This is a genomic window from Streptomyces sp. NPDC059816 (genome assembly GCF_042732055.1).
In the GTDB taxonomy this organism is placed as follows: domain Bacteria; phylum Actinomycetota; class Actinomycetes; order Streptomycetales; family Streptomycetaceae; genus Streptomyces.
In genome coordinates, this window is the sequence record NZ_JBHWIQ010000004.1 from 354,362 (window position 1) to 369,505 (window position 15,144).

Consider the following 15,144-nt stretch of genomic DNA (forward strand, 5'->3'; position numbering starts at 1 on the left):
GTTACCGCGCGACCTTCGCGAGGTCCGTGTCGATCTGCTCGGCGGTCTCCTCCAGGCCGGCCTGGAGGTCCTTCACCTTGCCGGCCTCGTAGCGGTAGCCGAAGTCCTGGAGCGTGTTCTGGTACCCGATGCCGTCGAGCGCACCGGGCGAGGTGTTCGACTTGGGGTGCTTGGCGATGTCCAGGAAGGTCTTGAACCGCGGGTCCAGCTTCAGATCGGGCGAGTCGAGGGCCGCCAGCGTGGACGGGACGTTCTTGATCCCGTTCGCGAACTGCACCACCGCGTCGGTGTCGGTGGTCATGTACTTCATCAGCTTCCAGGCGGCGTTCTTCTTCTTGCTCTGCGGGGCGATGCCCATGATCGTCCCGGACAGGTAGCCCTTGCCGTACTCGTCCACCTCGTCGTCCGCGACGGGCAGCGGCGCCACGCCGATCTCGAAGTCGACGTCGGCCGCCTCGGCCATGCCGAGCCGCCACTCGCCGTCCAACTGCATGGAGACCTGACCCAGGTGGAAGGGGTGCTCCGCGGCCCACTCGTCGCCGAAGGTGGTGCGGTACTTCTCCAGCTTCCCGAAGCCGCCGAGTTCGTCGACCAGCTTCTTCTGGAAGGAGTACATCTCCGCGAACGCCGGGTCCTTGGCGATGTTGGACTTTCCGTCCGCGTCGAAGTACTCGTGGTTCCACTGGGACATGTAGTGCGAGACGACCGTCTCGTAGCCGTGGTAGTTCGGCATGAAGCCCAGGGTCTCGTAGCTGCCGCCCTTGGCCTTGGTGAGCTTCTTGGCGACCTCCAGGAACTCGCTCCAGGTCTTTGGCGGCGCCTTGATCCCGGCCTTCTTGAACTCGTCCTTGTTGTAGTAGAGGCCGTAGGCGTCCGACAGCAGCGGCAGCGCGCACCGCTTGCCCTCGAACTGCGTGTACTCCAGCAGCACCTTGGAGAACGTCTTCTCCAGGTCGATGCCGTCCTTCTCGATGAACGGGGCGAGGTCCGTGAAGGCGCCCGAGGAACAGAACTTCCCGACGTTCGCGGTGGTGAACGAGGACACCACGTCCGGGCCCTTGGAACCGCCCGCCCGCAGCGCCTGGTTGAGCTTGTCGTCGTTGATCGCGCCGACGACCTTCACCTTGATGTTCGGGTGCGCGTCCTCGAAGCGGGCGATGTTGTCCTCGATCGCCTTCACCTCCGAGGGAGCGGTCCAGCCGTGCCAGAACGTGATCGTCGTGTTCTTGGACGCGTCGTCTTCGGCACCCGTCGACGACTCGCCCGTACAGGCCGTCGCGAACAGGGCTATCGAGGTGGTGGCGGCCAGGGCGGCCGCGGCCTTCCGACGGAATCCGGGCATGACGGTGTCTCCCTTGAGCGGGTCGGGGCAAACGGGTGGTGTGTGCGCCGTACGTGCTGTGCGGGGATGTGCTGGTGGTGCCGGACGGGGCTGGGGGTTGGGGACGGGGGTAGGGGACGGGGACTGGGGGTGCGTGGTGATGCATGGTGCGTGTGGTGCGTGGTGCATCCGGGCTCCCGGAGGGGGCCGGATCCCGTGGGGGGCTCAGGGGGCGCGCGAGGTGTCGAAGACCTCGTCGCGGGTGGCCGCCAGCGCGCTTTCCAGCGCGCCGCGCAGCACGGGGTGTCCGTCGACCGTGCCGACGACCAGCTTCGGCCGGGAGGCGGCCAGGTCGGCCAGTTCGGCCTGGACCAGCGAGCGCAGCGCTTCACCACCGGCGGTGAGCACCGAGCCGCTGAGCACGATGAGTTGGGGGTCCAGCACGGAGACCAGGGAGGCGAGCCCGGTCGCCAGCCCGGTCGCGTACGTGCGCAGCAGGTCCTGGTACGCGTCGCCGATCCGGCCGTGGTGGCGGGACGTCCCCGGGTCGGCGAGGTGGTCGACCGCCCGTCTGATCAGGGCCGCGGCGGCTTCCGGGTGGGGGCCCTGCGGCACCGGGACGATGCCCAGCCGGCGGGCGAGCCGGGCGACCACTTGGGCCCCCGCCAACTCCTGGTAGCCCCCGCTGTTGGTCTTCGTGACCTGACGCATCAGCGGGGCGCCGGGCACCGGGAGGAACCCGACCTCGCCCGCACCGCCGGTCCACCCGCGGTGCAGCCGGCCGCCGATGACCAGGGCCGCGCCGAGCCCGTCCTCGTTCCACAGCAGCACGAAGTCCTCGTGCCCGCGGGCCGCACCGAGCCGCTGCTCCGCGACGGCCGCGAGGTTCACGTCGTTCTCGTAGCCCACGGGCATCGGCAGGGCCGCGGCCAGGTCGTCCAGCAGGGTGGGGGAGTGCCAGCCCGGGAGGTGGGAGGCGTAGCGCAGCCGCCCGGTGTTCGGGTCGAACGCGCCCGGCGTCCCGATCACGAGCCGGTGCACCTCGCCCCGGGTCAGTCCGGCGGCGGATGCGGCACCGTCCACCGCCTCGGTCACCAGCTGGACCACCGGCCGGTCACTGTGGCGGCCGGGGGTGCGCAGGGCGTACTCGCCGACGGTGCGGCCGGTGACGTCGGCGACCGCCGCGCGGATGCCCTCGGGGCGGACGTCCAGCCCGGCCGCGTGCGCAGCCGTCGGGTTCACCGCGTAGAGCTGGGCGTTCGGACCGGGGCGGCCCTCGGTGGTGCCGGTGGCGCGGACCAGGCCGGCGGCTTCCAGCCGGGCCAGCAGCTGGGACGCGGTGGGTTTGGACAGCCCGGTGAGCTCGCCGATCCGGGTACGGGACAGGGGCCCCTGCGCCAACAGCAGGTCCAGCGCCGCGCGGTCGTTCATGGTGCGTAGGACGCGGGGGGTGCCGGGGGTGGTCGGCGCGCCCTGGCCGCCGCCCGGGCCGGGGTGCCAGACGGGGCCGCCGTGACCCGTGTGGCCGGTGGGGTCGGTCGAGGTCATCGCGGAATCACCTGCCCTTCCCGTCCCCCGAGCACTGTTAGGAAACTTTCCTATCCGTTGCAGGGAAGGTAGGGGCCCGTGCGCGCGGTCGTCAATGGAGCGGACGGCCGGCTACCAACTCGTTATCTGTGCCCCCGCACCGGCCCGCCCGGCTTGACCCTCAAGCCGCTCGAAGGGGGAGGCTGGGGCCCATGGACGAACAGAGCAACCCGGGCGCACCCGGTGACCCCGACGCACTGATGGGCATCGGCGCGTTCGGACGGCGGGTGGGACTCGCCGCCAGCGCGCTGCGCTTCTACGACGACTGCGGGGTACTGCGGCCCGCGCGGGTGGACCCCGTCACCGGATACCGGTACTACGCCCCTGACCAGGAGGAACGCGCAGTGCGGGTGCGTAGGTCGCGGGCGGCCGGAGTGCCGCTGGCCGATGTGCTGGCCGTGCTGGACGGTCCGCCCGAGGACGCCCGCACCGTCCTGGAGGACCACGCCCGACGGGCCGGCGAAGCGGCCGACGCGGCCCGCGCCGCGGTACGGGACCTCCTGGTCGAACTGCCGGGCCCGACCGCGACCGCCCGGGTCGGGGGAGCGGAGTTCTCCCGTGCGCTGCGGCAGGTGGTCACGGCGACGGCGAGCGGTGCGGTGCGGGCCGAGCACCCCGTGCTGGGCTGTCTGTCGGTCGAACTCGACCACGGGGAGGTCCGGGTGGTCGCCACCGACCGGTACCGGCTCGCGGCCCGCACGCTACGGGCCGAGGCGGGGCGGGGCGGGCCCCGGTCGTTCCTGGTCGAGGCGGAGCGGGCGCGGGAGCTCGCGGTGTGGGCGCTGCCGCTGTCGGAGGTCACCGTCGAGGCGGGGCCCGAAGGGGTGCGGTTGCTCGGTCCGGACGGGGAGCGGTCGGTGCCGGTCGCCCCCGGGGAGTTCCCCGACTGGCGGGCGGTGCTGGCCGGTCTCGGACCGGTGCGGCAGCGGGTGGTCGTCGACCGGGCCGCGCTGCGGGGGCCGCTGGTCGCGGCGGGCGAGCGGTACGTGACCCTCACGGCGGGGCCGGACGGGGTCGCCGTTGACGGGGTGCGGGTGCCGCGGGCGCTGTGTGGCGGGGAGCGGGTGCGGATCTCCTTCGATCCCGGGGTGCTGTTGCCTGCGGTGGACGCGGGGGTCGGGCCCGATGCGTTGTTGGAGGTCCGTGCGGTTGACGGTCCCGTCGTGGTTCGGTCTGCGGATCAGGGCAGCTTTACCACGTGCGTGATGCCTGTGCGGGTTGCTGGGCCTTGAGCTCCTGCGGTGCGCTGTCCCGTGCGGGTGCGCTGTTGATTTTGCGCAGTTCCCCGCGCCCCCTTCCGGTGCGCTTGGCTCGGAGTGCCTGGTTCGGTTGGGCTGCGTCCCGCTGTCGCGCAGTTCCCCGCGCCCCTGATCGGGGCGCTCCCCACCGCCGTCCAGCAACGAGGCCCCGACAGGGGCGCGAGCAACGCCGGCGGGGCCGCAGTCGAGCTCCGGGCCGGAGGGCCCCGATAGGGGCGCGGGGAACTGCGCGAACGAGCAGCGCACCCGCCCTGGACAGCGCACCCGCAGGGAAGCGCACCGGAAGGGGGCGCGAGGAACTGCGCGGGCAACGCCGGCGGACCCGCAGCCGAACCCCCGGCCGGAGGACCCCGATCAGGGGCGCGGGGAACTGCGCGAAATCAACAGCGCACCCGCACGGGACTGCGCCTACTTCGTGAGGTTGGCCGGGGGAATGGGGGACGCGGCCATCGACTGCGGCGACGCGGTGTTCGCGTACGCCGACGGCGCGGACACCCCAGCCGTCGGATCCGCAGACTCGTCCGCCTGCTGGAGCGGCAACCCACCGACGATCCGGATGCCCGCCGCATCGAACGCCCGCTTGATCCGCCAGCGCAGCTCCCGCTCGATGCCGAGCGACTTGCCGGGCATCGTCTTCGCCGTGACCCGGATCACCATCTGGTCGATCAGCACGCTGTCCAGGCCGAGGACCTCGATGGGCCCCCACAGCTGCTCGTTCCACGGCTCGTCCTTGGCCATCCGCTCGGCGACCTCCGTGAGCGTCGCACGGACCCGGTCCAGGTCCTCGCTGGGCCGCACCGTCACGTCGACGCCCGCGGTGGACCAGCCCTGCGAGAGGTTCCCGACCCGCTTCACCTCGCCGTTGCGGACGTACCAGATCTCACCGTTGTCGCCGCGCAGCTTGGTCACCCGCAGCCCCACCTCGATGACCTCGCCGGAGGCCACGCCCGCGTCGATCGAGTCCCCGACGCCGTACTGGTCCTCCAGGATCATGAAGACGCCGGACAGGAAGTCCGTGACCAGGTTGCGCGCGCCGAAGCCGATCGCGACGCCCGCGACACCGGCCGAGGCCAGCAGCGGCGCCAGGTTGATCTGGAACGTGGACAGGACCATCAGCGCGGCCGTGCCCAGGATGAGGAAGGACGCGACCGAGCGCAGTACCGAGCCGATCGCCTGCGAGCGCTGGCGGCGGCGCTCCACGTTCACCAGCAGCCCGCCCAGTGCGGTGCCGTCGACGGCCTGCACGGTCCGGTTCATCCGGTCTATCAGCTTGGTGATGGCCCGCCGGATCACCACCCGCAGCACCACGGCGATGACGAGGATCAGCAGGACGCGCAGGCCGATGCTCAGCCAGGTCGACCAGTTCTGCTCGACCCAGCTCGCGGCGTTCGTCGCCGACTCGTGAGCGTCCTCCAGGGTGACGGGACCCGGGTCGGCGCCGGTGACCGGCAGGACGGACAGGAACACGGCAGGTACCTCCAGGCTCAGCGGCCTGCCCGCTGGGGGACGGCGGGGTGGGGCGACCCGCCGGGATCGGGCAGACACACCACACTAACGGGGCAGTGTCGCCCGAACAGTGCTCCGATCGGCGCGCACCGGGGCGTTCGACGGGCTCACCGGGCGGCTGCGGGGACCTGCTCCCACCAGGGCGGGAGCAGGGGTCGGGGAGCGCGTACCACGAGGTGGCGGGTGGTGGGGGCCGGCGGTGGTGGGGGCGACGTGAGAATAAACTCCCTCGCCCCGTTACCGGGAGGTGGTGGCGCGTCGACCAGGCAAGAGGAGAGACTGAACCAGATCGTCCCGGCGCGAGCCACGCGCCGCCGGCGTACAAGGAGGCATACGTGCCGCACGTCCTGGTCCTCAACGCGTCGTACGAGCCCCTCGGCGTCGTACCGCTCCGCCGCGCGCTCGTCCTCGTCCTGGAGAACAAGGCAGTCTGCCTGGAGGAATCAGGCGCCTTCATGCACAGCGCGACCGTCACCGTTCCAGCACCGAGTGTAGTGCGGCTCAAGCGCTTCGTCCGGGTCCCCTACAGGGGGCCCGTTCCTCTGACCCGGCGTGCCCTGTTCGCCCGTGACGGCGGGCGCTGCATGTACTGCGGGGGCGTCGCGACCAGCGTCGACCACGTGATCCCGCGCAGCCGGGGCGGTCAGCACGCCTGGGACAACGTCGTCGCCTCCTGCCGCCGCTGCAACCACGTCAAGGCGGACCGCCACCTGGTGGAGATCGGCTGGCGGCTGCGGCACGAGCCGGCGCCGCCGACCGGGCTGGCCTGGCGGATCATCGGCACCGGCCACCGGGACCCGCGCTGGCTGCCCTACCTCCAGCCGTACGGCGCCGATGACGCACTGGCCCGGATCGACGGCGTCTCCGCCTGACACCGCCCGCCACGGGACCGGCCCTCACCCACTGCTTCACCGCTTCACGGCGTACGCCTCCACCGACCAGAGCGAGTAGCCGAAGCGGGTGGCCCGCCGGTCACCCTGCACCCGGACATGACGGACGTCACGCGCGTCCATGCGGACCGACTCCCTGCCCCCGCGCCCGTCCGCGACGGTCGCCACGGTGCGCCACGCGCGGCCGTCCGAGGACACCTGCACCCGGTACCGCGCGGCGTGCGCCTCCCACCGCAGGACCACCTCGCCCAGCCGCACCGGGCGGTCCAGCTCCACGGACCACCAGGAGCCGTCCTCGACGGGGGAGGACCAGCGGGTGGCGGGGTCGCCGTCGACGGCCGCGGCGGCCGGGAAGTCGGGGGTCTCGTCGGCCGAGGAACCCGCCCGGGCCCCGCGCGCCAGATCGGGCCCGCCGGTCTCGGGGAAGGCCCGCACCGTCAGCACCCGGGTCTCGCCGCCGAACGTCACCGGAACGTCGTACGTGCCCGACGGGGTGTCCTCGGGCACCGTCAGCGTCAACGGGACGTCCAGCCGGGTGCCGCGCGGCACCAGGACCTGCTTGGGCACGCGCACCCGGATGCCCTCGGGCGCCTTGACGGTCACCTTGCCGCGCACCGCGCCGGGCCGCTGGGCGGTGAGCCGCACCGTGACCTTCTGCGCCGCGCCCCCGATCGCCGCGTCGGCCTCCGTACGGGCCAGTGCGAAGGCGGCGGCGGGCGTGTCCGCGTACCAGGGGACCAGGTGCCGCACCCGGGACGGTTCGGGGCCGCTGATCCGGATCGACCGGGCCGTCAGACCGCTGGTGGACAGTTCGGTCCAGCCGTCCGCCGACAGCTCGCCCAGGCGCCGCCAGCCCCCGCCGGGGACCAGGGCCTCCACCGTGCCGACGGTGCCCGGCTCGGTGAGCGCGGTCACCGCCAGGACCGGGCGGGACCGCTCGAAGGTGAGCGTCCGACCGTCGCCGGAGCCGGTCGGATCGGGTTCCGACGCGGCCCCCGACCAGGTGTCGAAGGCGACCCGGGCCCGTTTCAGGAACGGCTCCAGGACCCCTTCGCCGACCGTCACCCCGGCCGCCTTCAGCTCCCGCAGCCGCTGGTCGAGATCGCGCGCGTGCTCCCAGGCGGCCGGGCCGTCGGTGCGCTCCTGGGCGGCCAGCTGGTCCAGCGCCGCCACCCCGGCGGCCCCGTACCGGGCGAGCTGGTCGGCCCAGGGTTTGGTCTCCCCGTACAGTTCGGTGCCCGCGAGGTCGTCGGGCACCCGGGTGAGCTGGACGAAGGCGTCGCGCAGCCGCTTCTCGGCACCCTCGCGGTCCTTGCCGCCCGGCAGCCGGGACGCCCAGAACGCGTCGACGAGCGGACGCAGGTACGCCGACTCCTCCGCGCCGAGCACCGAGGACGCGTCGTGCGCGGCGAGCGCGGTCACCGCCGCCCGGGTCCGCTCCGCGTTCCCGTTCGCCGTTCCCTCCGCGACGGCGTCGATCGCGGCCCGCCAGGAGTCGCCGGGACGGTAGGCGCGCGGGTTCCAGGCGAAGTCGGCGGCCGTGAACAGCGGGATGCGGGACGCCACCGGCTGCTGCATCGCATTGCCCAACAGGGCCGCCGAACCGCCCGCCACGGCCGGTTCGCGCCCCAGGTACGGGCCGAGGAAGACCCGGTCCCGGGCGAAGTCGTTGACCGGGTAGTTGTCCATCGTGACCACGGGCCGTCCGAACGCGGACCGGGCCCGGGCGAGTTCCGGGCCGGTGATGGTCCGCGGCACCACCCCGACCCCGGTCCACGCGACCTCGACGGGGGCCCCGACCGACGCGGAGTCGTCGAGCCCGGCCGCCAGCGCCCGCCGGTAGGGCGTCTCGCCGTCCTGGTAGAACTCGGTCGGCATCACCGACAGCGGCGCCGCGTCCGGGTGGCGGGCGGCGAGGTGCGTGGCCACCGCGCTGGCCACCCGGGCGTGCGCCCGGGCCGCGGCCTCCGGGCCGGAACCGAAGACCTCGGCGTCCGCGCGGCAGTGCCACTCGCTGTAGCTGATGTCCTGGAACTGGAGTTGGAAGGCCCTGAAGCCCAGCGCCCACATGGCGTCCAGCTTCCTGGTCAGCGCCCGCACGTCCGCGTCCGACGACAGGCACATGCCCTGTCCCGGGGCGACCGCCCAGCCGAGGGTGACATGGCCGTCGCGGGCCCGCTCGGCGAGCTCCCGGAACTGGGCGCGCTGGGCGGCCGGGTAGGGCTCCCGCCAACGGGCCTGGCGGTAGAGGTCGTCGCCGGGCGCGTACAGGTAGCGGTTCTGCTTGGTGCGGCTGAGGAAGTCCAGTTGGTCGAGGCGCTGCTCATGGGTCCACGGGGTGCCGTAGAAGCCCTCGGTCATCCCGCGGACCGCCGTCCCCGGCCAGTCCCGGACGGCCGCCCCGGCGATCCGCCGCCCGTCCACGAGTTGACGCAGCGTCTGCACCGCGTGGAACAGTCCGTCCGCGCCGCTGCCCGCGAGCGCGACGGTGTCCCGGCCGTCGGCCCGGCCGACCGCGAGGCGGTAGCCGCCCGCCGGCAGGTCGCCCCGGGCGGGGGCACCGAGCTTCCGCAGCACGCCGTCCAGCACGGCCCCTTCGCCGCGCCCGCCGAGCGGACCGCCGCCCCCGGTGTCCGTCCCCGCGCGCACCACCAGCGCGGGGCCGGCGGGCACCCGGTCGGCCTCGGACAGCCGGGTCACGCGCCGCGCGCCCGCCTCCTCGAACAGGTCGGTCAGTGCCTTCACCGCCCGCTCGTCGGTTCCGGTACCGGTGACGAGGACCACCTCGTCGGTGATCCGGGCGGACGCCTTGCCGGCGCGCAGGTGCTGGGGGCGCGGCCACACCGCGGGCACCGGGCCCTCGCTGACCCGGTCGCCCGGGTCCGGCGCGGACGTCCCGGACACTCCGGGCACGGGCTTCTCGGCGGTGGCCCCGCTGGCGCCCGGCGCGTTGCCGGTCTGCCCCGTCGCCTGCCCGCCGGGGGCGGTGCCGGTGCCGGTGGAGGCGCCCGGCGGCGCGGACTGCTCGGCCGGTCCCGCGGCGGTGGGGCCGCCGATCCCCGTGGGGCCCATCGCGTTGGGCCCGCCACCGAGTGCTCCCGCCATCAGGGCCACGGCGACGGCTCCCGCCTTCGTCCTGCGCTTTACCACGGCACCCGACCCTTCCGCCCGCGCTGGGCCGCCGTTGGCCCAAAACGTTATGGAGCCCACCACCAGGTGGGGGAACGTGTCAACATCTGTGGCCGAAGTGTCGTAATTGCCCGGACGGAGCAGTTTCCGCGGCGTGCTGACGTGGTGTCGGCCACAGTGGTCCCATGACTACGGTCCTGGGCCCCGCGCGCCTGGTCGGCTACGTCCACTTGCCCGTGCGCGGTCCCCCTCGGGTGCGATCCGCTCCGCGTGCGCTGTCCTGCGGGGTGCGCTGTTGGTTCCGCGCAGTTCCCCGCGCCCCTTATCAGGTGCGATTCGCTGTGCGTGCGCTGGTTCTGCTCGGGTCCGCGGTGCGATTCGCGCAGTTCCCCGCGCCCCTATCGGGGTGCGTTCGCCTCGGCGTGCGCATTTCCCCGCGCCCCTGGTGGTGGGGGGCGCTTCTCGTGGCCGTCGTCCGCAGGCCCGCGGAACGAGCCCCGATAGGGGCGCGGGGAACTGCGCAACACCACCACGCACCTGACCGGGACCATCGCACGCGCAGCAGATCGCACCTGATCAGGGGCGCGGGGAACTGCGCAAAACCAACAGCGCACCCGGGCCGGACCGCGTACGCGCAGCTGGACGCACCCCGATAGGGGCGCGGGGAACTGCGCAGAACCCACCACGCACCCCGCTGGACAGCGCACGCGCAGCGGATCGCACCCGGACCTGGACGCACCCCGCAGGGGCCACCGCGGAGACCATGCCTGACCCACCCGGGACCGGGTACGCGATGGATGACGCCGACCGCGATCGCCGAAGGAGCCCCGCCATGACCGCCTCCGCCCACCTCCTGCTCGACGCCCTCGCCCCGCACCCCCGCAACGGCGGGATCCGCCCCCCGGCCGCCCCCGAGGGCGAGTCCCCGCACCCGGCACACGCACCCCTCATCAGCGAACCGCCGATCGCCGCCACCACCCCGCTGACCAGCGAGTCCCCGTACACCGGTGCCCTTCCGCTGACCAGCGAACCCACGGCCCCCGCGCTGGGGCAGGACCCCTCGGTGGTCTGATGCCTCTCACCCGTCTCGCGGGGCTGCACGGCGTCGCCACCACCTACTCACCGTCGCCCGGCCGCACCGTCGAAGTGCCACGGGACGCCGTCCGCGCGGTGCTCACCGCGCTCGGCGTGGACGTGAGCGACCCCGCCAGGACCGCGGACGCCCTCGCCGCCCGGGAGGCGGAACTCCGCACCCGGCTGCTGCCGCCCACCCTCGTGTGGTGGCCCGACCGGCCCCCCGCGGAGCTGACCGCGCTGCCGCCCGGCACCCGGGTGCGTCTGACCCCGGAACCCCCCGACCCCACCGATACCTCCCCGCCCCGGGCGGACGTCGAGTGGACCGTCGGCCCCGGCACCGCGCCCGCCCCGCCCGAGGGCTTCCCGTACGGGGTGCACCGACTCGCCGTGACCACGCCCGACGGGCGCGCCGCCACCGCGCACCTGGTCCTCGCGCCCGCCCGGGCACCCGCCCCCGGCACCCGGACGTACGGTTTCCTCGTCCAGCTCTACTCGCTGCTGTCCGACCGTTCCTGGGGCATGGGCGACCTCCGTGACCTCGCCGACCTCGCCGACTGGGCGGGCCGCTCGCTCGGCGCCGGTTTCGTCCAGGTGAACCCGTTGCACGCGGCCGTGCCGGGGACGCCCACCGACCCGTCGCCTTACCGGCCCTCCTCCCGCCGCTTCCCCGACCCCGTCCATCTGAGGATCGAGGACATCGAGGAGTACGCCCGGCTGGACCCCGCCGACCGGGCCCGCGCCGCCGACCTCGCGGAGCGTGCCGCGGCCCTGCGCGCCGGGGTGCTGGACGGGGGCGCGCTCATCGACCGGGACGCTGTCGACGCGCTCAAGCGCCAGGCCCTGGAACTGGTGCGCACGGTGCCGCTGACGCCCGGACGGCGCGCCGCCCACGAGGAGTTCGTGACCCGCCAGGGCGCCGCCCTGGACACCTACGCCACCTGGTGCGCCCTCGCCGAACGGCACGGACCCGACTGGCGCGGCTGGCCCGACGGACTCGACGACCCGCGGTCACCGGCCACCGCCCGCGCCCGACGGGACCTGGCCGACCGGGTCGACTTCCACCGCTGGCTCGCCTGGCTCGTCGACCTCCAACTCGGCGCCGCACAGCGGGCCGCGCGGGCCGCGGGCATGCCGATCGGCCTGGTCCACGACCTCGCGGTCGGCGTCCACCCGCACGGCGCCGACACCTGGGCCGGGCGCGACCATTTCGCCGAGGGCGCGTCGGTCGGGGCGCCCCCGGACGAGTTCAACGCCCGGGGTCAGGACTGGGGGCTGCCGCCCTGGCACCCCGACCGGCTCGCAGCCACCGGCTACGCGCCCTACCGGCGCTTGCTGCGCGCCCTGTTCCGCCACGCCGGCGCCCTGCGCATCGACCATGTGATGGGCCTGTTCCGGCTCTGGTGGGTGCCGGCCGGCCGCCCCGCCGCCGAGGGCACGTACGTCCACTACGACGCCGAGGCGATGCTCGCGGTCCTGGTCCTGGAGGCCGACCGGGCGGGCGCCCCGGTCATCGGCGAGGACCTCGGCACCGTGGCGCCCGGCGTCCGCGAGGCGCTGCGGACGCGGGGCGTGCTCGGCACCTCGGTGCTGTGGTTCGAACGCGAGCGGGCGGGCCGGCCGCTCGCGCCCCGCGACTGGCGGGCCGACTGCCTGGCCACGGCCACCACCCACGACCTGCCGTCGACCGCCGCCCGGCTCACCGGCGCCGATGTCGACCTACGGGACTCGCTCGGCCTGCTCACCCGTCCGGCGGCCGACGAACGGGCCGGGGCCCGGCAGGACACCGCCGCCTGGCTGGCCCTGTTCACCCGGCTCGGCCTGCTCCCGCGGGACGGCGCCGAAGACGCCCCGGCCGCCGAGGAGGAACAGATCCGGGCGGTGCACCGCTTCCTGGTGCGCACCCCGGCCCGCATGGTCGGCGTCTGGCTCCCGGACGCGGTGGGCGACCTGCGCCCGCAGAACCTCCCCGGCACCCGGGACGAGTACCCCAACTGGCGGTTGCCCCTGGCCGACGCGGCCGGCCGCCCGGTCACCCTGGAGCAGCTGATGGCCTCCCGGCGCCTACGCGCCCTGGTCGACGTACTCACCGCGCCGCAGGTGTCCCCGCCGGAGCCCCCGCCGAGTGGCTGACCGGGCGGTACGGCGCGTACGGGACCCCGGGCGCGCGCGGCGGGCGGGCGTTCGCTACGTTGGCACCGTGAAGAAGAACGCCCTGCGCGCCGGCGCCCTGGCCTCCGGCACGACGCTGATGATGCTGCTGATGTCGTCCCCCGCGCTCGCGCTGACCCGCGACGACGGCGACGACCCGGGTTCCGGGCTGAGCGTGGTGGAGACCGTCGGTCTCTTCGTGGTTCTCCCGATCGTCCTGTTCCTGGCGATCACCGCACTGGTGATCGTGGCCGACAGGCCCGCCAAGCAGTCGAAGCAGGGCTGACCCCCCACCGCATCCGCCACGAGGGCGGCGACCGCGTGACCGCGGTCGCCGCCCTCGTGCTGCTCGTGTCCCCGCCCGGCCCGAGGGACTCGTGTCACTCTGCCCGGGGAGGCTGCTGCGTCGTCCCTTCGGCCTCCGCCAGCAGCACCCGCAACAGCTCGGCCAGTTCCGCCGCCCGCCGCTCGTCCAGCGGGGACAGGACGTCCTTCTGCACGTCGAGTCCGGCGACGACCGCTTGGTCCACCAGGGCCAGCCCCTCATCCGTCAGGGTGACCCTTAGCCCCCGCCGGTCGTGCGGGTCGGGCGCCCGGCGCAGCAGCCCCGCCCGCTCCAACTTGTCGAGCCGTCCGGTCATGCCCCCGCTGGTCAGCATCAGCGTCGAGGAGAGCTGGCGCGGCGAGAGGGTGTACGGCTCGCCCGCGCGGCGCAGGGTGCCCAGGACGTCGAACTCGCCGCGCCCGATGCCGTAACGGGCGTACGCCTTCTCCCCGCGTTCGCCCATGGCGCGGGCCAGCCGGTAGATCCGGCCGAAGACCTCCATCGCCCGGGTGTCCAACTCGGGTCGCACCCGGGCCCACTGATCGATGATCGCGTCCACGGCGTCGGGCGCGGCATCCGGTACGGATGCCGGTTCTGGTGTCGCCGGGGATGCGGCTCCGGTGGGGGACGGGCGGCCCGGACCGGGGTCCGTGGGGGGCTGGTTCATGGGGAAATTATCCGCATCACTCGCTTGCTTGTAAACAAGTCGCTCCCGAGTAAGTCACTCTCCAGCGAGATGCTTGACTAAAAGAAGCTTAGAGCTAAGCTAGTCACTCGTAAGGGAGCTTCGGTCGTGAGGAAGCTCTGGTCGCCGTGACGGATGCGACGGCCCGCACGCCAGCACACCCGACAGCTGATCCCCGGGGGGACCGCCGTGAACCGCACCGCCACCATCGTCCTGACCGCGCTCGCCCCCATCTCCTGGGGCTCCACCTACGCCGTGACCACGGAGTTCCTGCCGCCCGACCGCCCCCTGTTCACCAGCCTGATGCGGGCCCTGCCCGCCGGGCTCGCCCTCCTCGCGGTGGCCCGGGTGCTCCCCAAGGGCGCCTGGTGGTGGAAGTCCGCGGTGCTCGGCGCGCTGAACATCGGGGCCTTCTTCCCGCTGCTGTTCCTCTCCGCTTACCGGCTGCCCGGCGGGATGGCGGCGGTCGTCGGATCGCTCGGCCCCCTCTTCGTCGCCGGACTCGCCGTGCTCCTGCTCTCCGAACGGCCCAGCCTCCGGACCCTGCTCACCGGGATAGCGGCGGCGCTCGGCGTGACCCTGGTGGTCCTCAAGGCCGCCGGCGCCTTCGATCTGATCGGGGTCGCCGCAGCGGTCGGCTCCAGCCTGTCGATGTCGGCGGGCACCGTGCTCACCAAGCGCTGGGGGCGGCCCGAGGGCGTCGGCCCCCTCGCGCTCACCGGCTGGCAACTGACCGCCGGCGGACTGCTGATGGCCCCCGTCGCCCTCGCCGTCGAGGGGGCGCCCCCCGCCCTGGACGGCACCGCCGTCGCCGGCTATCTGTACCTCGCCGTCGCCAACACGGCCCTCGCCTACTGGCTCTGGTTCCGGGGCATCGGCCTGCTCTCCGCCACCCAGGTCACCTTCCTCGGACCGCTGTCCCCGCTGACCGCGGCGGTCATCGGCTGGGCGGCGCTGGGCGAGTCGCTCACCCCGCTCCAGGTCGCCGGCATGCTCCTCGCCCTCACCGCCACGATCGCCGGCCAACTCCTCCCCACCCGCAAGCCTCTGCCCGCCCCCGCACCCGAGGCCCCCGCGCGGGTACCGGTCGCCCGCTGAGGCCGGGCGGCACCGGTCACCGGGCCCCGCGGTGGATGATCCGTCCACCGCGGGGCCCGGTGCGTCACATGGCCCCGGCACAGTCCGAGGGGCGGGCGGGCCGTTGACAGGGGGAGGGG

11 protein-coding genes are annotated in these 15,144 nt (G+C 74.0%); 6 read left to right on the forward strand and 5 right to left on the reverse strand.

Features of this window, described 5'->3' with window-relative positions; genetic code table 11:
* Window position 1: 1 nt before the first annotated feature.
* Window positions 2-1,342: an ABC transporter substrate-binding protein gene (locus ACFV88_RS08180; RefSeq protein ID WP_385487300.1), complete on the reverse strand. Its 1,341-nt coding sequence runs from the start codon at window positions 1,340-1,342 to the stop codon at window positions 2-4.
* A 204-nt stretch (window positions 1,343-1,546) separates the two neighbouring features.
* Complete coding sequence (locus ACFV88_RS08185; protein ID WP_385487442.1) at window positions 1,547-2,752, reverse strand: ROK family transcriptional regulator; 1,206 nt, start codon at window positions 2,750-2,752, stop codon at window positions 1,547-1,549.
* A 308-nt stretch (window positions 2,753-3,060) separates the two neighbouring features.
* Between ACFV88_RS08185 and ACFV88_RS08190 the strand changes: the two genes are divergently transcribed.
* The gene (locus tag ACFV88_RS08190) at window positions 3,061-4,140 is read left to right on the forward strand and encodes a MerR family transcriptional regulator (RefSeq protein WP_385487302.1); all 1,080 of its coding nucleotides are present in this window, start codon (window positions 3,061-3,063) and stop codon (window positions 4,138-4,140) included.
* Between the two features lie 435 nt (window positions 4,141-4,575).
* Here the strand turns inward: ACFV88_RS08190 and ACFV88_RS08195 are convergent, their stop codons facing one another.
* Complete coding sequence (locus tag ACFV88_RS08195) at window positions 4,576-5,634, reverse strand: mechanosensitive ion channel family protein (RefSeq protein ID WP_385487304.1); 1,059 nt, start codon at window positions 5,632-5,634, stop codon at window positions 4,576-4,578.
* Window positions 5,635-6,008: 374 nt separating this feature from the next.
* Here ACFV88_RS08195 and ACFV88_RS08200 point away from each other — a divergent pair, with 374 nt between their 5' ends.
* Window positions 6,009-6,545, forward strand: a complete 537-nt coding sequence (locus tag ACFV88_RS08200) for an HNH endonuclease (protein ID WP_385487306.1) — start codon at window positions 6,009-6,011, stop codon at window positions 6,543-6,545.
* Between the two features lie 36 nt (window positions 6,546-6,581).
* Here the strand turns inward: ACFV88_RS08200 and ACFV88_RS08205 are convergent, their stop codons facing one another.
* Window positions 6,582-9,713 carry a beta-N-acetylglucosaminidase domain-containing protein gene (locus tag ACFV88_RS08205; protein WP_385487308.1) on the reverse strand — a complete coding sequence of 1,044 codons (3,132 nt, stop codon included), beginning with the start codon at window positions 9,711-9,713 and terminating at the stop codon, window positions 6,582-6,584.
* A gap of 811 nt (window positions 9,714-10,524) precedes the next feature.
* On the opposite strand from ACFV88_RS08205, the gene ACFV88_RS08210 reads away from it, so the two are divergent.
* The 3 genes from ACFV88_RS08210 to ACFV88_RS08220 all read left to right on the forward strand — a co-directional run bounded on the left by ACFV88_RS08210 (window position 10,525) and on the right by ACFV88_RS08220 (window position 13,203).
* Window positions 10,525-10,764, forward strand: coding sequence for a hypothetical protein (locus tag ACFV88_RS08210; RefSeq protein WP_385487310.1), 240 nt, complete (start codon window positions 10,525-10,527; stop codon window positions 10,762-10,764).
* Window positions 10,764-12,899, forward strand: a complete 2,136-nt coding sequence (gene malQ, locus ACFV88_RS08215; protein WP_385487312.1) for a 4-alpha-glucanotransferase — start codon at window positions 10,764-10,766, stop codon at window positions 12,897-12,899. Before ACFV88_RS08210 ends, malQ begins: the two co-directional genes overlap by 1 nt.
* Before the next feature lie 118 nt (window positions 12,900-13,017).
* A complete protein-coding gene (locus tag ACFV88_RS08220) occupies window positions 13,018-13,203 on the forward strand; it encodes a hypothetical protein (protein ID WP_385487444.1) in 186 nt (61 codons plus the stop codon).
* Between the two features lie 94 nt (window positions 13,204-13,297).
* On the opposite strand, the gene ACFV88_RS08225 is transcribed toward ACFV88_RS08220, so the two are convergent.
* Window positions 13,298-13,909, reverse strand: a complete 612-nt coding sequence (locus ACFV88_RS08225) for a MarR family winged helix-turn-helix transcriptional regulator (RefSeq protein ID WP_385487314.1) — start codon at window positions 13,907-13,909, stop codon at window positions 13,298-13,300.
* A 207-nt stretch (window positions 13,910-14,116) separates the two neighbouring features.
* Between ACFV88_RS08225 and ACFV88_RS08230 the strand changes: the two genes are divergently transcribed.
* Window positions 14,117-15,025 carry an EamA family transporter gene (locus ACFV88_RS08230; RefSeq protein ID WP_385487316.1) on the forward strand — a complete coding sequence of 303 codons (909 nt, stop codon included), beginning with the start codon at window positions 14,117-14,119 and terminating at the stop codon, window positions 15,023-15,025.
* Window positions 15,026-15,144 lie beyond the last annotated feature (119 nt).